The sequence below is a fragment of the Rhodococcus sp. 15-725-2-2b genome, assembly GCF_002259075.1.
Taxonomy (GTDB): domain Bacteria; phylum Actinomycetota; class Actinomycetes; order Mycobacteriales; family Mycobacteriaceae; genus Rhodococcoides.
This window is the reverse complement of record NZ_NPFL01000006.1, coordinates 388,155-409,204: the sequence shown is the minus strand read 5'-3', so window position 1 is coordinate 409,204 and position 21,050 is coordinate 388,155. Positions and strand designations below refer to the sequence as shown.

Here is a 21,050-nt window from a genome sequence, read left to right as displayed (position 1 = left end):
ACAAGCACTTCCGAGACCAGTGATCGGCTCCGGCGGCTGAAACGGCACGCAGCGCTGGTCTCGCAAGCCGAGCGAACTCGCGAGGCAACCCGGCCCGACTGCGTCGGACAGTTCTCCTGACGAGACTGGCTCGACTAGTCGTTCGTAACGATCGACAGCAGGATCCTCCGAAAGTCGGCTCTGTCTTGTTCATCCAACTTGTCCATCATCGCGCCGAACTCTTTCGCCAGAGCAGCAAGCGCACGCTCCAAGACCAGCCGGCCTTCCGTCGTTGTCGATAGTCGATGACGACGTAGATCGGTTTCATCGATCTCTCGGGTAACCAAGCCTTTGGCGACAAGTGCACGAAGATAGACCGTGACACTGGCTTTGGGCAGCATCAATTGTGCGGCCAGCTCGGCGGGGTGTTTGCAGTTGTCCACCTCGTCGAGAACGAAGAACTCCTTGGTCTCGATCCCGAGATCGTCGAACTGCGGCGCTGCCGCGTTCATCACTCGCGTCAAGAGCCGGTGGTTCAATTTCCACAACTGTGCCGAATCGGTCGACTGCATGCGCCCTCCTCAACTGGTACAGTTTCGTACTAGTTTCATATCGAACAATCATGCTTTGCATGCATTGCGAAGCTGAACAAGAATACGAGAGACGCTTTCATGATCGAGCATCTATCCATCCCTCGAGGCACCCTCACCCTGGCAGCCGATCTCCACCTACCCAGCAATTTCGATCAGACGCAGCCGCATCCACTCATCGTGCTGTCCACGCCGGGCAGCAGCGTCAAGGAGCAGATCGGTGCCAACTATGCAGCAGCGCTCGCCCGCCGGGGAATCGCAGCCATCACGTTCGACCCCGCCTACCAAGGCGAGAGCAGCGGCGAACCACGCGATCTCGAAGATCCCTACCGTCGGGGCGAGGACATCTCGTACGTGATCGACGAAGTAACGAAACTCGACATGATCGATGCCGAACGCATCGGAACCCTCGGGATCTGCGCTGGAGGCGGATACGCAGTCCACACGGCCCGCACCGACCACCGCATCAAAGCCGTCGGCACCGTCGTCGCGAGCAACATCGGAGCGGCCTGGCGCGCGGGCTCAGCCCTCAACGGCCCAGCCGTAGCCCTCGACGAACTCGCCGCGGCCCGATCAGCGCACGTGGCCGCAGGTACGGTCGAGCGCGTGAACTGGCTGCCCGACACTCCCGAAGATGCAGTTGCACTTGGTATCACGGACATCGACAGCACTCAGGCGATCGCCTTTTACCGGACCCCGCGCGGCAGCCACGAACGTTCTACCAACCGGCCGACTGTCACGAAGCGATTCACTTCTGATGGGCTACGACGCATTTCACCTCGTCGATCCGCTGCTCACCCAACCCCTCCAAGTGATCATCGCCGGTCGGAAGGGCAACACCGGCCAGTACGAAGCAGGAATGGCATTGTGGGACATGGCCCCGAACCCCGTCGACCTGCTCATCGTCGACGGTGCCGGCCACTACGAAATGTACGACGAGCCGAGGTATGTGGATCAGGCAGTCGACAGGCTCTCGAACTTTTACAACCAGAACCTCTGATCGCCGAGCGGAGCCCGATAATCGAGGAGTCGGCTTACGGATGCCCCGAATCAGGAATGGGCCGAGCGGCCTTGGCGAGACGGTCGATGAACCGCGGCAGCGATACCGCATGTGGCTCCGAGCCCTGGCGCATCGAACTATGCGTACTTGGCGTCCGCCCCGTCGTGGTGAATCGGACCGGCCGTACGTGTCAGTGGCAGCGCACTACCCCCGCGTCGCACGGCGACGAATTCCGCCGCGATGGCCAGCGCAGTCTCCTCGGGCGTTCGGGCTCCCAGGTCCAGACCGATCGGAGACTTCAAGCGTGCGAGCTCCTGCTCGGTCAATCCGACGTCACGCAACCGGGCCGCGCGATCGTCGTGAGTCCGGCGCGATCCCATAGCCCCCACGAACGCCACGGGCAGTCGCAACGCTACTTCGAGCAGCGGCACATCGAACTTGGCGTCGTGGGTGAGCACGCAGATCACCGTTCGGGCATCGACTGCCGTCCGCGCCAGATAGCTGTGCGGCCATTCGGTCACCACCTCGTCGGCGTCGGGAAACCGTGCAGCAGTCGCAAATACGGGCCGCGCGTCGCACACCGTGACGTGGTAGCCGAGGAACTTGCCCACGCGGGCGAGCGCTCCGGCGTAGTCGATGGCTCCGAAGATCAGTAGCCGCGGGGCGGTTGCGTACGACTGCACGAACACATCGAGGTCCGGCCTGCACCGCACCGACCGGATACCGATACCGCCGGAGTCCAACATCGCCAGCGCCTCACCGACGACCACCGCGTCGACGTCGGCGAAACCGGTGCTGCCGATCGTTGCCGTCGAAGACACCGCGAGCGACTCCCCGGACTCGGAGAGCACCGTCACCGTGGCCACTGCAGTATCCGATGCGATGGCCGCGAGTACGGACCGCGGCGGCCCGAGGCGGACGAAGACCTCGATCACACCCCCGCATGTCAGGCCGACCGCAAAGGCGTCGATATCGCTGTAGCCGAACGACTCTCGCTTGCACTCGCCGGTCTCGAGAACCTGCTGGCACAATTCGTACACGGCTCCTTCGACGCAGCCGCCGGAGACGCTGCCGACGGCCTCACCGTCGGCGCAGACCGCCATCGCGGCACCCGGAAGTCGTGGAGCACTTCCGGACACCGCGATGACTGTCGCCACCGCGTAGGGAACACCCGCGTGGTCCCAGGCGGTCAGACGATCGACGATCTCTTTCACGTTACGAGATTCCCAACGCTTCTTCGATCGGGTGCAGGGCGAAGTAGATCAGGAAGATGCCCGACATCAGATACAGCAGCCAATGCGTCTGACGCGCTTTGCCTTTGGCGAGGCGGACGAGGGTGTACGCGATGACACCCGCCGCGACTCCGACGGTGATCGAGTACGTGAAGGGCATCAGCACGATGGTCAGGAAGGCCGGGATCGCGATTTCGGTGTTCTCCCAGTCGATCTTGCGTACGTGCGTCATCATCAGCGCACCGACCAGAACCAGGGCCGGGGCCGCGGCACCGACCGGAACCACGCCGGCCAGCGGAGTGAAGAAGATCAGGCTCGTCAACAATCCGCCGGTGACGACGCTGGCGAGACCCGTTCGCGCACCCTCGGTGACCCCCGCCGCGGACTCCACAACGGCCGTGTTCGCAGATCCGTTGATCGCACCACCGACGATGGCACCGATGCCGTCGACGGTGAGGATGCGGCTCAGGCCGGGCATCCTGCCCTGCTTGTCGACCAGTCCGGCCTCTTCACCGACTCCGAGGATGGTACCCATCGCGTCGAAGAAGCCCGAGAGAACGAGAGTGAACAGAACGACCGACGCGGTGACGATTCCGGCCCGAGCGAACCCGCCGAACAGGTCGACGTTGAACAGCAGGTCGAATTGTGGTGTGGCGACGATGGAATCGGGCACCTTCGGAACAACCGGTCCCCAGGCCTCCGGTGCGATGTCGAACACCGAGTTCAGGACGATCGCCAGATTGGTGGCCACGAAGATTCCGATGAGCATCGCACCCGGCACCTTCCGCACGAACAGCATGATCATCAAGATCAGGCCGACACAGAAGACGAACACGGGCCAGCCGGCGAGCTTGCCGAACGTGCCGAGGGTGACCGCGGTGGCTGCTGACTCGTGGTGCCCGACGAACCCGGCGTCGACGAGTCCGATGAGCGCGATGAACGCGCCGATTCCGACACCGATCGCCTGTTTGAGGACCAGAGGTATGGCATCCATGATGAGTTGACGCACGCCGGTGAGAGCGAAGACCACGATGACGACGCCCTCGAGAACCACCAGTCCCATCGCCTGCGGCCAGGTCATGTACGGGGCTGCCTGGAACACCACGATGGGCGTCACCCCGAGGCCGGCCGCCATGGCGAGGGGCGCGTTTCCGACGACCCCCATCAGGATGGTCGTCAGACCGGCCGACAATGCCACCATGGTCGACAGCTGAGCCGGATCGAGCGTGGCACCGGTGACATCGCGGGCATCACCGATGATCAGCGGAATGAGGACGATCAGGTAGGCCATGGCCACGAATGTGGTGACGCCACCGCGAATTTCGCGTGAGAGCGTCGAACCGCGACCGGTGATGTCGAAGAACTTGTCGATCTGGGATCGACCTCGCCCACTTTGGCGAGTGCTGGATGTGCGTACGTCGGTCATGATCGGCCCTCCCAGGGCGTGATCAACCTCGTCGAGCGTGGGGCCGGGCCGACGTGCCGGGGGATTTGGCGTCGGTGCGGTTGTGCCGGATAAGGTTTCGTCGAATGGTGATGGAACTCGGATCAGCTGTTGATGATGTGTTCGGGTCGAACGGGCACGCGAGTCAACGCGAGCCCGGTGGCATTGCGGATGGCTGCGACCACTGCGGGCGTCGACGAGAGGGTGGGTGGCTCACCCGCACCGCGAAGACCGTACGGTGCCAGGGGATCCGGGTTCTCGAGGATGTCCAGCTTCATGGGCGGCATGTCCAGAATGGTCGGAATCAGGTAGTCGGTGAACGACGGGTTCTTCACCAGACCGTCCACGACGACTATTTCCTCCATCACCGCCAGACCGAGGCCCTGCGCTGTGCCGCCGTGGATCTGGCCCTCGAGCGAGAGGCGGTTGAGAATCTTGCCGACGTCCTGTACGGCCGCCATCTCGACGACCTTGACCAGGCCGAGTTCGACGTCGACGTCCACCACGGCGCGATGGACACACAGTGCGAGCTGGGTATGGCTCGCGCCCTGTCCGGTGACCGGATCCATTCCGCTGGTGGGGCGATGGTGGAATTCGCGGGTCTGCTCGATGACTCGGTCGCCGAGTACATCCTCGATCGTCGCCAGCACACCGTCGGTGGCCGAGACGATCTTGCCGCCGTCGAGGCTCAGGTCTGCCACCGCGCGACCCAGGTACAGGCCGGCCAGGACGAACACCGCCTCGCGCACGGCCTCGCAGGCGGTCTTGACTGCCCCGCCGGTCATGTACGACTGCCGTGACGCAGAGGACGATCCGGCGTTGCCGACCTTGGTGTCGGCGGGGTGAATGACGACCTTGGTGACGCCGAGCTCGGTGCGTGCGATCTGCGCCTCCAACGTCACCAGTCCCTGCCCGACCTCGGCGGCGGCGGTGTGAACCAATGCTGTTGCCTCGCCACCGATCACCTCCAGTCGAACGCGCGCGGTGGAGTAGTCGTCGTAGTTCTCGGAGAAGCAGATGTTCTTGATGCCGACGCCGTAACCGATCCCGCGTACGACGCCTTCGCCGTGGGTGGTCTGCGATGCCCCACCCGGCAGATTACGGATGTCCGACGCGTCCACGGGAGCAGGCAGTTCCATCGCCTCGGCTCGGGCGAGCATCTCGGCGAGCGGGGCGGGCGCTTCGATGACCTGGCCGGTCGCCAGGATCGATCCCTGGCTGACGGCGTTGATCTGCCGGATCGCCACCGGACCGATGCCGCAGGCCTCGCCGAGCTTGTCCATCATCGACTCGTACGCGAAACATGCTTGTACTGCGCCGAATCCACGCATAGCGCCGCACGGCGGGTTGTTGGTGTACACCCCGTACGCGTCGATCTCGATGTTGGGGATGACGTATGGTCCGACGCCCAGTGAGGCGGCGTTGCCCACGACGTTGAGGGTGGCGGAGGTGTACGCGCCGCCGTCGAGGATGATCTCGACATCGGCGAACACGAGCTTGCCGTCGCGAGTCGCACCGTACTCGTAGTGCATCTGCGCGGGGTGGCGGTGCACGTGTCCGAAGAACGATTCGTAGCGGTTGTAGACGATCTTGACCGGCTTGCCCGTGTGCATGGCGAGCATCGCCGCGTGGATCTGCATCGAGAGGTCCTCGCGGCCACCGAATGCTCCTCCGACGCCGGCGAGCGTCATCCGGATCTTCTCCTCGGGCAGTCCGAGGCAGGGCCCGATCTGCGCGAGGTCGTTGTGCATCCACTGGGTCGCCACGTACAGGTCGACGCCGCCGTCCTCGGCCGGAACAGCCAGTCCCGATTCGGGTCCCAGGAATGCCTGGTCCTGAATCCCGACGGCGAAGTCGCTGCTGACGATCACGTCCGCGGTCGCCCGCGCGGCTGCGACGTTGCCGACGCGAACCGGCTGATGGCGGGCCACTCCGCCGCGTTCCTGCACCTTCGGGTAGTTCGGGTCGAGGGCTGCGCGCCGGGCATCGGTCAGGGGTTCGAGCACGTCGTAGACCACGACGATCTTTTCCATTGCACGCCGGGCAGTTTCGGGATGATCGGCGGCGATGAGTGCGATCGGTTCGCCTTCGTGCCGCACCTCGTCGAAGGCCAGCACCGGCTGGTCCCATGTGTGGTCGAGTCCGAAGCATTTGCGTCCCGGCACGTCGTCGTGGGTGAGCACGGCCTCGACGCCGGGAGTCGCCAGAGCCTGGGAGATGTCGACCGAGACGATCTTCGCCCGGGGATGAGGGCTGCGAAGCGTTGCGCCCCAGAGCATGCCGTCGATGAACAGGTCCGACGAATATGCGAACTCGCCCTTGACCTTCAGGGTGCCGTCGGGTCGCAGTGGGCTGTCTCCGACGCGACCGCGTCCCGGTGCGGGGATGTCGGCGGGAGCTTGCCGGGGTGTGGTGGTCGGGGCGCTCACAGCACGTCCTCCGCGAGTTTCATCAGGCGACGGTGCGCATCGGCTCCGGCGCGGCCTATTTCGTCCTGCGGTGCGCTGGTCAGGACATCGTTCTCGACGATCGTGCGACCGCCCACCATCAACCGCGCGAGCGGTGGTGTCTGTCCGTAGGCGAACGCGACGACGGGGTCGTCCACGGCCGAGTAGAAACCGTCCGTGCGCCAGATCGCGATGTCGGCCAGCTTGCCGACCTCGAGCGAACCGATCTCGCTCTGCCGTCCCAGTACCGTTGCTCCGCCCAGTGTTCCGATCTCGAGTGCCTGACGCGCCGTCAGTGCGGTCGGCCCGTACTTGGCTCGTTGCATGTACATCGCCTGACGGACTTCGCCGGCCAACGGCACCATTTCGGCCGATGCGGAGCCGTCGACGCCGAGGCCGACGGGCGCGCCTGCGGCGAGCAGGTCGGAAATACGAGCGATGCCCGCGCCGAGTCGTGCGTTCGAGCTCGGGCAATGAGCGGTACCGGTACCGGTGGCCGCCATCTTCGCGATATCGGAATCGTGCAGGTGTACCGCGTGGGCGAACCACACGTCGTCACCCAGCCAGCCGACCTGCTCCATGTACTCGACCGGGGTGCAGTTCATCTGAGCGAGGCAGTGCTCTTCCTCGTCGAGGGTCTCGGCCAGATGCGTATGCAGGCGAACACCTTTCGCGCGGGCGAGGCCCGCGGACTCCACGAGCAGTTCTTTGCTGATGGAGAACGGCGAGCACGGTGCGACCGCGATGCGGAGCATCGAACCGAAGGACGCGTCGTGGTAGGTGTCGATGGCCTCGGCCGTCGCGGCGAGGATGTCGTCGAGCGATTCGACCACCTCGTCCGGCGGCAACCCGCCGTCGGACACGCCTCGGTCCATCGAGCCGCGGCACGGCTGGAATCGGACGCCGATGCGTCGTGCGGCATCGATCTCGGCGGCGAACAGATCGCCTCGGCCCTTGGGGAAGATGTAGTGGTGATCGGTGCTGGTGGTGCAGCCCGACTTGGCGAGCCATCCGAGACCGGCGGCTGCGGCTCCCCCGACCACCTCGGCGTCCATCTTCGACCACGGCTTGTACAGGGCGACAAGCCATTCGAAGAGCGTGTTGTCCTTGGCCAGGCCCTGGGACGCCCACTGGTACAGGTGGTGGTGGGTGTTGACCAGGCCGGGGGTGACGAGGCAACCCGTCGCGTCGATCGTCTCGGCCCCGGCGATCACCGGTGCGGGGCCCGAGCCGATGGCGCTGATCGTGGTGCCCTCGACAACGAGATATCCGGAGGGGATTTCGTCCCCGACGATGGGTGCGATGTACGCACCCGAGATCACCGTGGTCATTCGGCTTCGGCCTTTCGTGTAGCAGCGAGCCGAACTGCATCCAGGATCTTCTCGTATCCGGTACAGCGGCAGAGGTTTCCAGCGAGAGATTCGCGAATTTCGACGTCCGACGGGTTGGGAACGCGCTCGATCAGGTCGTGCGCCTGGACCACCAGTCCCGGGGTGCAGAATCCGCACTGAACGGCTCCGCACTCGACGAACGCCTCTTGCATCGGGTCGAGCTTGTCGCCCTCGGCGAGACCCTCGACGGTACGGATCTCGCGGCCCTCGACCTGACCGGCCGCCACCAGGCAGGCGCAGGCCGGAATGCCGTCGAGATAGACGGTGCACGAACCGCATTCGCCCTGTTCGCACGCGTTCTTGGACCCGGGTAGTCCCATGCGCTCGCGGAGCAGGTACAGCAGACTTTCGCCCTCCCAGACGTCGTCGGCTTCCATGTCTTTACCGTTGATGGTGCAATTGACTCGCATGTTTCAGGCCACCTTCCGTGCGGCTGTGAGGTCCCGCCATGCCCAACCCAGTGTTCGCCGGGCCATCACGGACAGGGCGTGCTTGCGGTAATCGGCAGTGCCACGTACGTCGTCGATGGGACTTGCTGCCGCACTGACCAATCGGCCGAACTCCTCCGACACCCGAGGATCGAGAGCACCGTCCCACTCGAGTTCGGCCGCGAGGTAGTTCTCGGCATCGTAAGCCCGGCGCGGCGTCGGCGCAGCGGAGCCGAGACCGGTACCGACGCGACCCTCCTGTGGAAACAGTGCGATCGAGAACGAGCAGACGGCGATGACCATGGCATTGCGGGTGCCGATCTTCGAGAAGTACTGCGGCCCTGCTGCCGGTGCCACGTGGAAGGCGCGAATGAGTTCGTCGGGCAGGCAGGAATTACGTTTGACGCCGAGGTAGAACTCGGTCGCGGGAATCATGCGCACGCCGCGCTCGGCCGATTCGACCTCGACGGTTGCGCCCGCCGCAAGCAGGGGTGCGTGCAGATCACCGGCGGGGGACGCGCCACCGAGGTTGCCCCCGACAGTGCCGCGATTGCGGATCTGCGGCGAGCCGACCGTGCGGGACGCCTGGGCAATGCCGGGAAGCTTGTCTCCCAGCTCGGCGATGATGCGTACGTACGGCACACCGGCACCCACCCGCAGAGTGCCGTCGGGAAGCTGCTCCCAATCGGTCAGCTCGGTGATCGGGTTCAGGTCCAGCAATCCCCCCGGACGATGCAGATCGAAGTTCATCTCGACCATGACGTCGGTGCCGCCCTGGATGGGCACCACGTCGACGTCGTCGGCCTTTGCGGCCAACGCGTCGCTCCAGGTCTGTGGTCGCAGGAATTGCATATCTTTGCTCTCCGCTCGCTGTCTGCATATCAAGTTCACCCAGTACAGCCGCCGGGCGCGATACGAGCGAGAGACAGGAACGACGAAGTATGACGCCGATCACAGTGTAGGTTTTGGAGGATCCTACGAAGAGGAGGTCGATTCACCGTGCGGCTGCGTGATCTGGCTGATCTTCCCGATCTGGAACTGCAGCCGATCGTCACCCCCGAGCACTTCGATCCGACGATCAGATGGGTCGTGACCACCGACATGCTCGATCCGAGCCGCTATCTCAGCGGCGGCGAGCTGGTGCTGACCGGTCTGATGTGGCGGACGGGCCCCGAGGACTCGATGACGTTCGTGCGGGCGGTGTCCAAGGCCGGCATCGCAGCGCTCGCGGCATCCGACGACGGCGTGGTACCCGACGATCTGGTGGACGCGTGCCTCGAACACGGGCTACCGCTCTTTCGTGTTCCGGCCGACATCGCTTTCGCCACGGTCACCGAGAGTGTCGTTCGACAACTGTCGACGGCGAGAGCATCGGACCTGAGTCTCGTGCTCGACCGGCATCGACGCCTCGTGGCGAGCGCAGGCCCGGGCGGCGGACTGGGCCCGCTGCTGGAGATGGTCAGTTCCGATCTGGGCATGAACTGCTGGGTGGTCACTGCGTCGGGACGGGTACTCGCCGGATCCGACAACCCGCCGGACACCGAGGCCGTGGCGCAGGAATTCATGACGTCGGTGCGGCTGCCGCGGTACTGCCGAGAGCAGCGTGTGTCGGTGTTCGCCGTCGATGGAGAGTCCGCACCGCGGGTCGTGGATTGGTTCGTGGCATTCGAAAGCGATTGGCAGACATGGGATGCACCGAGGCTGTCTCTGGCCGGGCAGCTGGCGTCGATCGTGGCCGTGGAGCGCGGACGCGTCGACGACCGTCTCTCGGGGTCGGGAATTCTGGCCCAGGAGTTCGTGCGCGCGATCGTCGGGGGCGCGACGCCCGCCGACGTCCTCGCCCAGATGGACGTTATCGGACTCGACACCGAAACACGCTACGCTGCAGTGGCTGTGGCCACATCCGGCGAGCCGTTGCGGCTCGGTGAGCTACGTCTGTTGCTGCGAGAAGTGCTGGCACCGTTGGAGATCACGGTCGGGATCGTCGACGACGAGGCCATCGCGTTGGTGGAGGCGCGAAGCGACCGAACCGATTCCGTTCGGCGAGCCGTCCGCACGCTGGCGCCGGGACTGATCGGTAGCGGCACCTCGATCGGTGTCAGCGCACCGACCGAGCCCGTCGACATCCGAAGTGCGATAGAGGAAGCGCGCTACGCCCGCCGGCTCGCCGAGCGCCGTGGCTCGGACTGCAGTGTCGTCGGACACGACGAATTGGCAACGCTGACAATACTTCTCGCCAACGTTCCGGGTGACGTGCGACGCATGTTCACTTCGCGGCTGCTGACTCCCCTGGTGGACTACGACGACTTACACAACAGCGATCTCGTCGAGACACTGTCGGTGTACCTCGACACCAACGGTGCCTGGACGCGTTGTGCCGAACAGCTGCACATGCACGTCAATTCCGTCCGATATCGCATCCAGCGCATCGAGGAACTCACCGGTCGTGATCTGTCGCGGCTGGAGGACAGAATCGAGTTCTACTTGGCACTTCGGCTGAGATGACTACTGTGAAGGCCATGGCTCTCATTGCATTGTTGGATTTGACGTTCAAGCCCGAGTCCGTCGCCGAGGCCCGTTCGTTGGTGCGGACGGTACTCGCCGATACTCGCGCATTCGAGGGCTGCCTCGGAGTCGAGGTGTGGGTCGACGAGGAGAACGAGGCGCACGTGATTGCCTACGAGACGTGGGAGTCGGTCGAGGCCGATGCGAAGTACCGCGAGTTCCGCGCGGGTCCGGGCAAGATCGTCGAATTGCCGCCGCTGCTCGCCGCAGCGCCGTCGTTGACCAAGTTCACCGTCGATTCGTCGATCTGATCCCGGAAGGTTCGGTCACGTCGCCACTCGTCGGTGGGAGTGCGCGGACGCCGGTTCCGGTCGGCCGGTGAGGAAGCCCTGGACCATCTCGGCCCCGAGTTCGTTCGCCACCTGCAGTTCCCCTTCGGTCTCGACGCCTTCCAGTATGACGGCGGCGTCGATCTGCCGGGCCAAGTCGATGATCGCGGCCGCGGCCGCTCGCCGCAGGGGATCACGGTCGATTCCGTGGACCAGCGCGTAGTCCACTTTGAGGATGTCCGGGCGCAGTTCGATCACGTGACGTAGACCGGCGAATCCGGCACCGACGTCGTCGATGGAAATCTGCACTCCCGCAGCGGGGAGGGTGTCGATGGCTCGGGTGACCGCGAGGTAGTCGTCGACACGCTCGTGCTCGGTGATCTCGAGATAGAACGTCCGCGACGCCAGGTGCGGACGTAGTCGATCGAGCAGGTTCGTCGTCCGGATGGTGTCGGCCGATGCGTTGAGCGAGACGAACGATCCCGGCGGCAGCTCGTGCATCGCGTCGAGCGCCCTGTCGAGTGCGGCTCGTTCGAGGCGGGGGCCGATGCCGGCCTCGGTGGCGTCGCGGTACCACGACAGCGGAGATCCGGCACCGAAGGGAAAGCGCGAGAGCGCCTCGAAGCCGACTACGGATCCGGTGACGGTCTCGCAGATGGGCTGAAAGAAAATATCGGGGCCGCCGGATGCGATGAGTTCGTCGATCCGGATCCGCGTCTGCTCGTGCGAGTTCGTTTCGGGAAGACGATCGGACGACACCGCGTTCCCGGAGGTTCGCGACTTGAATCGGTACATCTCTATGTCGGCCAGTGCGATCAATCGTCTGACAAGGACGTGAATGCTGGTCTCCGAATCGAGTGCTTCGACCGCGGATCCGAGGCTGGTGGTGAACCGAGGTCCGTCGAACGTCTCCTCCAGGGCGGCTCGAATCCTGTTGTCCGACTGGATGATCTCCTCGCGAGTTCCGGCTCGGACAACCACGAACTCGTCGCCGCCCAGTCGTGCGACCGCCGACCGATCGCCCACGGCCTCGGACAGGCGTCGGGCGACCTCGATCAGGACGGCGTCGCCCGAGGGGTGCCCGAATCTGTCGTTGATCTGCTTGAAACGGTCGATGTCGAGGACCGTCACCCCCACGGCGTCGCCTGCCTCGGAAGGCGAGACGCCGAGGGTGTCCACGGTGTCCAGCAGACCGCGGCGATTCCACAGGCCGGTCAACGGGTCGCGCAGCGCCCGTGCGGCCTTGAGTCGGAGCTGCCCGATGTAGGCCTTGATCATGAAGGGGGCGGCGTACAGGGAACCGATGGTGACGATGCGGGACGCAGCCGACCACGGATCGGCACCATCGACGACGGCCAGGACACCGAGCGTCAGCAGAGTGACGGTCGCGACGGCGAGGTGCAGCATCATCATCCGGTAGGAACTTCCGACGACGATGAAGGCGGCGACGATCGCGAACATCGCGCAACCCGGCATCGCGTCGAAGTGGGTCCGAAAGGCGAACAGAACCGAGGCGATGCCGACATCGGCGTACAGGATGTAGGCCATGGCCAGGCGTGGGGATGTCCAGGGACGGAGGTACCAGGCGATGGCCACGGGCACCGTGGTGGCCGACGCGAGGAGAACCGCGATCGAGGCCGAACCGGAGAACTGCCCCGCCGGGATCATCAGCACCCCGGCCAGTCCGAACGTCAGCGTCATTCCGCTGATGAAAAGACGAACCCAACGCTCCTCGGCGGTGGGGATGAACTCTCCCAGATCGGAAATCGCAACGCCCTCCGTCGAATAAGGCCCCCCACCTGCATGAACGCTAGCACTCGCGGTGTTCACGCACCCCGAATCGGACCAATCAGACCATGTCTCGCTTGGTGAGCCACCGCAAGGTCGGCCACCCGAGAAACACCGGCAACCAGCAGGTCAGGACGCGATAGAGCAGGACCGACGGGACGGCGACGGAGGCGGGAACGCCGAAGGCCGCGAGACCGCCGATGAGCGCTGCCTCCACGGCACCCACACCGCCCGGCGTCGGCGCTGCGGAAGCCAGAGTCCCGCCGATCATGGTGACGACCGTGACCGTGACGAACGTGGTGCCGCCGCCGAAGGCCTCGATGCTCGCCCACAAGGCGAGCGCGGCACCCAACGTCGTCGCCGCGCAGCCGAGGATGATGATCGAGAAGCGTTTGGGGTCGCGGGCGAGTTCGCCCAGTTCACCGAGGACCTCTTTGATCTGCGGTCGGACGGCCACTTTCAGCCAGCGGCGCAGCTTGGGTACGAACATGAACGTACCGACGACACCGAAGGCCGCACCCGCGAGGAGATACAGCACGGTGTTGCCCGGCACCATGTTCGAGAGCCCGGACGACGTGCCTGCGACGACGCTGAAGAAGATCAACAGGCTCACGTGCGTGATCACCTGGACGGACTGCTGCAACGCCACGGCAGCCGTCGCGCGGACCGTTCCCAGCCCGCCCTTCTGCAGGAACCGAACACTCAGGGCCAGTCCGCCGACACCCGCGGGAGTCGTGGTTGCCGCGAACGTGTTGGCGACCTGCATCACCGTCAGATTCCAGAAGCTGACTTTGCCCAGTGCACACGCCCACAACGCGGCTCCGGCACCGACGTACGTCAGAGCCGACACCGACAGACCGAGCAGAGCCCACCACCAGTTGGCCGAACCGAGTTCGGTGACGAACGCGGGAACCGCACTGATGAACGGATACGCGACGTAGACCAATCCGATCAACAACACGAGCGAGATGATCTGGTTGCGGCTGAATCGGGTGACCTGTTCGGCCTCGATCTTGGCGGTGCCGGTCTGCTCCAGAACCTCGAGCCGAACCGCCTTCATCGTCTTGTCGGCGTCGAGCACCGATTGGCGAATACGAGGCGGGATGGCGGACTTGGTCAATCGACCCGAGGCCGCGATCACGGTGTCGAAGCCGAGTACGTCGACGGCGGTGGCGACGGCGCGCTGAGAGCCGAACAGGTCTGCCGTGGTGAGCAACAACTGCGCGACGTCGGATTGCATCTGGGAATCCGACGCACCCAGTTCGGCGTGGCCGAAACCGCAGAAGAGGGCCTTGCCGCCGTGGATCCTCAGCTCGCCACGGTGCAGGTCACCGTGGGAGATCTGATTCTCGTGCAGGGTGTTCAGGGCCGACCACAGAGCGCCGAGGGTGGCGTCGTCGTGCTCGGCCTCGACCGGATCACCGATGGGCAGACTGTGCGCGTACAGGGTCCATCCTCTGTCGAGCGCTGCCACCGCCAACGGGTGACTGCCTGCCGCTCCCAACCCCTTGATGGCCAGACCCATCAGGGCGCGATGCTCGACTGCCCGACGCATCGACGCGTGCAACGGCGCAGTCTCGCTGCCGCGCAGCGTGATCCACCGCCAGGACTGGCGCAGGGCACCGCCGCTGCGCTGATTCTGCCCGTACAACTCGACCACCACATCGGCGTCGGGAGTGTGCGCGTTCAACACCAACGGGCCGGGGCCGGCCGGACGGACGACGGTGAAGCTGCGAACGGTGACACCGCGGCTGTGGAACAGACGAACCGCCGCGTCGAGCGGAACCTCCAGCGCCGGTGTGCCGACGAGCAACACGATGACGGCTCCGACGAGCCAGCCGACCGCGAGTCCGAGCATCGAGCGAGCCGGAACCACGGTGGAGACGACCAGGTGGATCGGTACGAACGCGAGCAACAGCGTCCACCATGCCCGACGCCACTTCGCGGGGAGACCGGGGCCGGAGACCGTCAGCGCCGCAGCCAACATCGCGATCCAGCGCGAATCGTCGAGGAACTGCGCGAGGAACGTGTCGAGCCGCTCGGGAACGTCGAGGTCCCAGGTGGGAGTGGAGATCCCGGTTCCGGTGATCGACAGCGCCAGCGCGGCCAGCAGTGCCGCGGCCGCGTACCCGGCGAGCAGTTTCCATTTGCGGCCCGCGATCAGTCCGATCAGGACGCCGAACGGAAGCGCGAGAATGGCGACTCCGTAGATGATGTAGACCGCATTGGATTGGTCGGGGCTGAGCACACCGACGATGTTCGACACCGATTGCTCGAGCGCATCCCACTGATTTCTGGTGATCAGCGAACCGGCGATCACCACGCCCAGCAGAGCCGAGGCCGACACGACCCGAATGATGTCGCTGGTTCTTCGCACCAGCGGCTGAAGCAGGCTTCCCGCTACGGGAATGTCCCGCCCATCCACACGCATGGGGTCAACCTACCGTGCGGTACGCCTGCGGAGTTCGTTGCGGACGGTTGGCCATTCGGATTCGATGATCGAGAACACGACGGTGTCACGCAACGAACCGTCGGACATGCGTTGATGATTGCGCAGAATCCCGTCCTGCTTGGCACCCAGTTTCGCGATCGCCGTCCGCGATTGCAGGTTCATCCAGTGGGTACGAAATTCGACGGCGATGCATCCCAGTTCCTCGAACGCATGCGTCAACAGCAGCAGTTTGCTCGCGGGATTGGTGCCGGTTCCGTGCGCGGAGCGGGCATTCCAGGTGTATCCGATTTCGACGCGACGGTTGGTGGCGTCGGCGTTGCAGAATGTCGTCGCTCCGATGATCTGCCCGGTGTCGTTGCGACGCAGTGTGAACGGAAGCATCGTGCCCGCGTCGAGCAGCCCGAGTCGACGGTCGATCTCGGCCGCCATCTCCTCGGGCTTCGGGACGCTGGTGTACCAGAGGTTCCACAGCTCGCCGTCGCGCGCGGCGTCGCACAGACCTTCGAGGTGATCGTGGCTCAGCGGCTCGAGGGTCACGAGATCGTCAGTGAGGGTCACCGGCTGCAGAAAGGACATTCGCCGACGATACGTCGGATCTGGCCGTCCGGGAAAGCGCGATGATCAGTGCTGCTGTGACGGCAACGGCCACCGCGACGAGGGCGATCACTTCGGTGAAGGCATGGGCGTAGGCGTCGGCGAACCCTTGCCGCCCGGCCGCCGCTGCCTCGGCGTCGGCTTCGTCGGGCACCCGGTCCCGGACGAAGATCGCCAGCAGCCAGGCGTAGCCGGCGACCATCACGGCCTCGCCACCGATGCGGAAGAGATTGAGTACTCCTGCTGCGGTGCCGCTGCTGTGCGGCGGAACTGCCGCGAGCGCTTCGCCGTCGACCAGACCGATCGGGAGCCCGAAACCGAGCCCCAACACGATCATCGGGACCACCACGGCGGCCAGCGACAGGCCGGGTTGCAGGGCCAGCATGCCGAGATTTCCGAGAACCAGGAAGCCGAGGCTCGTCAGGATCACACGGTCGGGGGTGACGGCCTCGAAGACGACGATGGACCTGGCGACCGCCAGCGGGGCGATCAGCACCGGAATCGTCATCGCCAGCATGAACAGTCCGGCTCGTCCGGGAGTCAGGGACGCGACGGCGCCGAGCGCGGTGGGCAAGTAGGTGAGCAGGGTGACGAATCCGATGGCTCCGGCGACCGGGACCAGGCACAGCGCGAGGAAGCGGCGGTTTCGCAGCAGGCCGAAATCCGGCAGTTTCGATGGTGTGGATGTGCTTCGCACGGCAGGAAGAGCCAGCGTCCCGACGGCCGCGACGAGCAGAACGAGGGCCTGAGCTGCGAACACTCCTCGCCAATCGAGCACGGCGATCAGCAGTCCGGAAATGGTCGGCCCGAGTGCCAACCCCAGTCCGTTCACGGTGCCGAACAGGGCGAACGCGGTTGCTCGTTCGGTCCCCTGGAAATGGAGCGAGAGAATCGACGTCGAGCCCACCAGGACCGCCGCGGCACCCGTGCCGGCGAGGACCCTCGCGGCGTCGAGCAGAAGCAGCGAGGACGCCAGAGCGCTGACCAGGCTGGCGACGGCAGTCAGTACGACGCCGATGCGAAACGACGTGCGGTGTCCGATGCGATCCGAGACCGCACCCCAGACGACGGTGAACAGCGCGAACGCGACGTTGAAGCCGTTGACGACCCACTGGAGCTGCGTCGGGTCGGAGCCGAGATCGACAGCGATCACCGGGATCGCGATGGCTGTGCCCGAGATGGACATCGGTACGACGAACTGTGCCGCGAGTACGACCGGCAGAACCGCTCTCATGGATCCCCCTGCGCTGACGTAGGTACGATGACTTTCGTACTAGAACAGGTTTGAAGGTACGACGCAAGTCATACCTACCGAAAGGTGGCGTCGATGGCGGACGAGAACGGGCACCCCGAACCCGACGAGATGCAACTCGGTGCAGTGATGTCTGCACTGGCGGATCCACTGCGCCGCAAGGTGGTCACCGAACTCGTCGGCGACGACGACGGTGCCGAGCGCACCTGCATGTCGTTCGAGCTCGGCGTCACGAAATCGACTCTGACGCATCACTTTCGCGTGCTGCGCGAAGCGGGTCTGGTGTTCCAGGTCGACCGAGGCAACAGTCGCAAGGTGACGCTGCGACGCCAGGAGCTCAACGATCGATTCCCCGGCCTGCTGGATCTGATCGCCAACGAAATCCACTAGCTCGCTGCCCCGAGTGGGCTCTACGGTGGCAATCATGCACATCGCCATGATCGGCACGACTGCCCCCAGTCACATCTACCCATCGCTGGCCGTGATTGCCGAGCTGGTCCGGCGAGGGCATCGCGTCACCTATGCCGTCGGTGACTCTCTGCGGCATGTGGTCGAACCCGCGGGCGTCGAGGTGGTGCCGTTCTCCTCGATACTTCCCGACGGAGAGGGCTCGTGGCCGGACGATCCGGCGGCGGCGATGCAGGTCTTCCTCGACGAGGCCATTGCGTCGTATCCCGTGCTCACCGCGTTCTACGACGACGATCAGCCGGATCTGTTCCTCTACGACATCGGCGGAATGACCGCTCCCGTACTCGGCGTGCGCTACGGCGTTACGGCCGTACAACTCTCGCCGACCTACGTGGCGTGGGACGGATACGTCGCGGATCTCGGTGATGCGATGACCTCTGTTCGGGAGTCGACAACGGGCGTTGCGTATCGCGACACCTACGCATCGTGGTTGCGAGACAACGACATCGACGCCGATCCCTGGGAGTGGATCACCTATCCGACGCACTGCCTGTCACTGATTCCACGAGTGATGCAACCCAACGCGGATCGGGTGGCCGACTCGGTGCAGTTCGTCGGACCGTGCCTGGATCCGGTACGCCTGAACGACCGCAGCTGGACCGCGCCCGAAGGACCGATCCTGTACATCTCCTTCGGTACGGGCTACAACGAGCGACCCGACTTCTACCGACTGTGTATCGAGACCTTCGCCGACACCGACTGGCACGTGGTGATCTCCATCGGCCGACGCGTCGATCCGGCCGCGCTCGGCGAGATCCCTGCCAATGTGGAACTGCACGAACATCTTCCGCAGCTCGCCGTGCTCGATTCGGCCACGGTGTTCATCACCCACGCCGGGATGGGTGGGTGCACCGAGGCCCTGTGGTTCGGCGTACCGACCGTGGCGGTCCCGCAGGCGGTCGATCAATTCGGCAACGCGGCGATGCTCGCCGAACTCGGCGTCGGCGTGCACCTCGAATTCGAGAAGGTGACCGCCGCGAGCCTCGCAGGCGCTGTCGCGGGCGCGCGCGAATTGACCTCGCGCGCAGCCGAGATCAGTGCGGAGGTGCGATCACACGGAGGCGTCGACCAGGCCGCGGATGCGGTAGCGGCCTTTCTCGGCTGACCTCAGTCGAACGCGCTGCCGCTGCCGGGGAACGACGAGGCGGTCTCGACGGTGACCACGGTGGATTCCTGTTGCACCTTGTACGAGGTCCACGGGAGCGGAGTCAAGAATTCGTCGAGCCCGGGGTAGTCGGAGATCCACGCGGTTGTGGTCTCGCCTTCGGTGGACGTGCAGGATGCGAGGGCGACATACGAGCCCGCCGGAACATCGGCGATCGTCTGAACCGTCGTGCCCGGCTGAGTGTCCCCGTTGGTGTACAGCGACTGACCGTTTCCGATCACCTCGCCGACCGGAGGCAGTATGCCGTTCGGGGCGGGAGCCAAGGATGTTCCGCAACCGATCACCGTGCCCGATGTGTTGGTGATCGTGTTGGTCACGCTGGTTCCGTCGACAGCGAACGAGAACGTGATGTCTCCGGGCTCGGCGGCAAGGGCCGACGTAGGGGCAGCAAGGGCCAGGGTTGCGCAGGCCGTAGCAATGGTCAAGGTGCGCAATGTCGTTCGCATGAAGGATCCTCGTCGTCGAGTGGCATCGTTCGGATCAGAGTCTGCCTCAAAATAGACCGTTTGGCACTTTTCGGGCGCAGAGCCGCAGACGCAACCGGGAAACCTGCGAATCCTCCGTTCGAGAACGACTCGCATAGCCGGATCGCGGTTTGCGGCGGCGATCGGTACCGATGAGATTCGGGCCCAGGAGTGGTCTGTCTTTGCATGAACACATTCACAATCGATGTTCCCGGGGCAACCGTCACCTATGACGTTCGCGGAGACCTGTCTGCCGGTTCGGTTCCACTGGTGTTGATCGGGTCGCCGATGGACGCCGGGGGCTTCGCCGCTCTCGCCGCGCAGTTCCAGGATCGAACGGTGGTGACGTACGACCCGCGCAACACCGGTCGAAGCACGCGGGACGATCCCACGTCGGCGGTGACACCGGCGCAGCACGCCGACGATCTCCACGTCCTTCTGCAGAACCTGGGAGTGGGGCCGGTCGATATGTTGGCCTCCAGCGGAGGGGCGGTCAACGCACTTGCCCTGGTCGCGCGCTACCCGAGAGATCTGCGCACGTTGATAGCGCACGAACCGCCTGCGGGAGGAGCACTTCCGGACCACGATGCACTGCACGCGGTGTGTACGAGGATCGTCGCCACCTACGATGCCTCCGGCATCGGACCGGCGATGGCCCAGTTCATCGCACTGGTGATGCACCGAGGAGAACTGGATTCGCAGTACCTCGAGCGCCCCGCGCCCGATCCGTCGGAGTTCGGGTTGCCCACCGAGGACGACGGCCACCGTACCGACCCGCTCATGGCGAACATGCGCGGCGGGGTCGTGAGTTTCCTGCCCGACGTCGACGCTGTGAAGGCCGCGAACACCCGCGTCGTCATCGCGGTCGGTGCGGAATCGAACGAGGAGATCGCTGCTCGCGCCGCCTACGCCGTCGCGGCACTCCTCGGCACCGAAGCGGCGGTGCTTCCTGGCGACCACTCCGCCTTCACGGGTGAGAATCCCGCCGAATTCGCGAGGGCGTTGCGCGAGGTGCTCGCATGAACGCCGTCCGGGAGCGTCTTGTCGTGAACCGAACGATGGCCGCGAGCCCCGCCGAGATCTTCGCCGTGCTGACCGACCCCAACCGACATCAGGACACCGAACCGGGCGACTGGGTGCGGTCGGCGGTGGATGCCGATCGCATCACGGCAATGGGACAAGTCTTCGCGATCAACATGTTTCACGAGATTGCGGGTGGCCACTACGTGGTGCACAACCTGGTGATCGCGTACGTGCAGGATCGAACCATCGCGTGGTTGCCGGGAGCGCGGAGGGAGGATGGGTCCGTCGACCATGGCGGGTGGTGGTGGCGCTACGACCTGGCGGCGGCGGACGAAGGAACGACGGTGACTCTCACCTACGACTGGACCGACACCCCGGAGGCCGTCCGAGCCCATGTCGGTGGACTGCCGGCGGTACCAGCCGAGTTCCTCGAAGCGTCGTTGGCTTCGCTGGAGTCGAGCCTGCGTGAATCGGGTGCAGCCAGCCGCGCCTAGCGCGG

19 protein-coding genes are annotated in these 21,050 nt (G+C 65.0%); 7 read left to right on the top strand and 12 right to left on the bottom strand.

The window, feature by feature from the left end:
* Positions 1-134: 134 nt before the first annotated feature.
* On the bottom strand, positions 135-551 hold the full coding sequence (locus CH306_RS07675) for a MarR family winged helix-turn-helix transcriptional regulator (protein WP_094629118.1): 417 nt from the start codon (positions 549-551) through the stop codon (positions 135-137).
* Between the two features lie 775 nt (positions 552-1,326).
* Between CH306_RS07675 and CH306_RS29355 the strand changes: the two genes are divergently transcribed.
* Complete coding sequence (locus CH306_RS29355) at positions 1,327-1,569, top strand: alpha/beta hydrolase (protein WP_218829667.1); 243 nt, start codon at positions 1,327-1,329, stop codon at positions 1,567-1,569.
* A gap of 137 nt (positions 1,570-1,706) precedes the next feature.
* Here the strand turns inward: CH306_RS29355 and CH306_RS07665 are convergent, their stop codons facing one another.
* The 6 genes from CH306_RS07665 to CH306_RS07640 form a co-directional block, all read right to left on the bottom strand.
* Positions 1,707-2,783, bottom strand: a complete 1,077-nt coding sequence (locus tag CH306_RS07665) for an XdhC family protein (RefSeq protein WP_218828378.1) — start codon at positions 2,781-2,783, stop codon at positions 1,707-1,709.
* 1 nt (position 2,784) lies between these two features.
* A complete protein-coding gene (locus CH306_RS07660; RefSeq protein WP_094646172.1) occupies positions 2,785-4,227 on the bottom strand; it encodes an NCS2 family permease in 1,443 nt (480 codons plus the stop codon).
* A 122-nt stretch (positions 4,228-4,349) separates the two neighbouring features.
* Positions 4,350-6,674 (bottom strand): xanthine dehydrogenase family protein molybdopterin-binding subunit, encoded by a 2,325-nt coding sequence (locus CH306_RS07655; protein WP_256981084.1) that lies wholly within the window; start codon positions 6,672-6,674, stop codon positions 4,350-4,352.
* Complete coding sequence (locus tag CH306_RS07650) at positions 6,671-8,023, bottom strand: 8-oxoguanine deaminase (RefSeq protein WP_176459198.1); 1,353 nt, start codon at positions 8,021-8,023, stop codon at positions 6,671-6,673. Before CH306_RS07650 ends, CH306_RS07655 begins: the two co-directional genes overlap by 4 nt.
* Positions 8,020-8,493: a (2Fe-2S)-binding protein gene (locus CH306_RS07645; RefSeq protein WP_032396847.1), complete on the bottom strand. Its 474-nt coding sequence runs from the start codon at positions 8,491-8,493 to the stop codon at positions 8,020-8,022. The genes CH306_RS07650 and CH306_RS07645 overlap by 4 nt, the downstream gene beginning before the upstream one ends.
* A 3-nt stretch (positions 8,494-8,496) precedes the next feature.
* The gene (locus CH306_RS07640; RefSeq protein ID WP_094646171.1) at positions 8,497-9,363 is read right to left on the bottom strand and encodes an FAD binding domain-containing protein; all 867 of its coding nucleotides are present in this window, start codon (positions 9,361-9,363) and stop codon (positions 8,497-8,499) included.
* A 147-nt stretch (positions 9,364-9,510) separates the two neighbouring features.
* On the opposite strand from CH306_RS07640, the gene CH306_RS07635 reads away from it, so the two are divergent.
* The gene (locus CH306_RS07635; RefSeq protein ID WP_256981083.1) at positions 9,511-11,016 is read left to right on the top strand and encodes a PucR family transcriptional regulator; all 1,506 of its coding nucleotides are present in this window, start codon (positions 9,511-9,513) and stop codon (positions 11,014-11,016) included.
* Positions 11,017-11,030: 14 nt separating this feature from the next.
* Positions 11,031-11,327, top strand: a complete 297-nt coding sequence (locus CH306_RS07630) for a putative quinol monooxygenase (protein ID WP_094646429.1) — start codon at positions 11,031-11,033, stop codon at positions 11,325-11,327.
* Positions 11,328-11,342: 15 nt separating this feature from the next.
* On the opposite strand, the gene CH306_RS07625 is transcribed toward CH306_RS07630, so the two are convergent.
* From CH306_RS07625 to CH306_RS07610, 4 genes are all read right to left on the bottom strand, one after another.
* The gene (locus tag CH306_RS07625) at positions 11,343-13,046 is read right to left on the bottom strand and encodes an EAL domain-containing protein (protein WP_094646170.1); all 1,704 of its coding nucleotides are present in this window, start codon (positions 13,044-13,046) and stop codon (positions 11,343-11,345) included.
* A gap of 148 nt (positions 13,047-13,194) precedes the next feature.
* Entirely contained in the window at positions 13,195-15,564 is a 2,370-nt protein-coding gene (locus CH306_RS07620) for a lysylphosphatidylglycerol synthase transmembrane domain-containing protein (RefSeq protein WP_094646169.1), read from the bottom strand.
* Between the two features lie 9 nt (positions 15,565-15,573).
* Positions 15,574-16,161: a GNAT family N-acetyltransferase gene (locus tag CH306_RS07615; protein WP_032397303.1), complete on the bottom strand. Its 588-nt coding sequence runs from the start codon at positions 16,159-16,161 to the stop codon at positions 15,574-15,576.
* Positions 16,130-17,413 (bottom strand): MFS transporter, encoded by a 1,284-nt coding sequence (locus tag CH306_RS07610; protein WP_094646168.1) that lies wholly within the window; start codon positions 17,411-17,413, stop codon positions 16,130-16,132. The genes CH306_RS07615 and CH306_RS07610 overlap by 32 nt, the downstream gene beginning before the upstream one ends.
* Positions 17,414-17,506: 93 nt before the next feature.
* Between CH306_RS07610 and CH306_RS07605 the strand changes: the two genes are divergently transcribed.
* Positions 17,507-17,821, top strand: coding sequence for an ArsR/SmtB family transcription factor (locus CH306_RS07605; RefSeq protein WP_032396840.1), 315 nt, complete (start codon positions 17,507-17,509; stop codon positions 17,819-17,821).
* Positions 17,822-17,855: 34 nt separating this feature from the next.
* Positions 17,856-19,004 carry a macrolide family glycosyltransferase gene (locus tag CH306_RS07600; protein WP_094646428.1) on the top strand — a complete coding sequence of 383 codons (1,149 nt, stop codon included), beginning with the start codon at positions 17,856-17,858 and terminating at the stop codon, positions 19,002-19,004.
* 2 nt (positions 19,005-19,006) lie between these two features.
* On the opposite strand, the gene CH306_RS07595 is transcribed toward CH306_RS07600, so the two are convergent.
* The gene (locus CH306_RS07595) at positions 19,007-19,510 is read right to left on the bottom strand and encodes a hypothetical protein (protein ID WP_032396839.1); all 504 of its coding nucleotides are present in this window, start codon (positions 19,508-19,510) and stop codon (positions 19,007-19,009) included.
* Between the two features lie 204 nt (positions 19,511-19,714).
* Here CH306_RS07595 and CH306_RS07590 point away from each other — a divergent pair, with 204 nt between their 5' ends.
* Together CH306_RS07590 and CH306_RS07585 are read left to right on the top strand one after the other, a co-directional pair.
* Positions 19,715-20,551 (top strand): alpha/beta fold hydrolase, encoded by an 837-nt coding sequence (locus tag CH306_RS07590; protein WP_094646167.1) that lies wholly within the window; start codon positions 19,715-19,717, stop codon positions 20,549-20,551.
* Entirely contained in the window at positions 20,548-21,045 is a 498-nt protein-coding gene (locus tag CH306_RS07585) for an ATPase (protein ID WP_094646166.1), read from the top strand. Before CH306_RS07590 ends, CH306_RS07585 begins: the two co-directional genes overlap by 4 nt.
* Positions 21,046-21,050 lie beyond the last annotated feature (5 nt).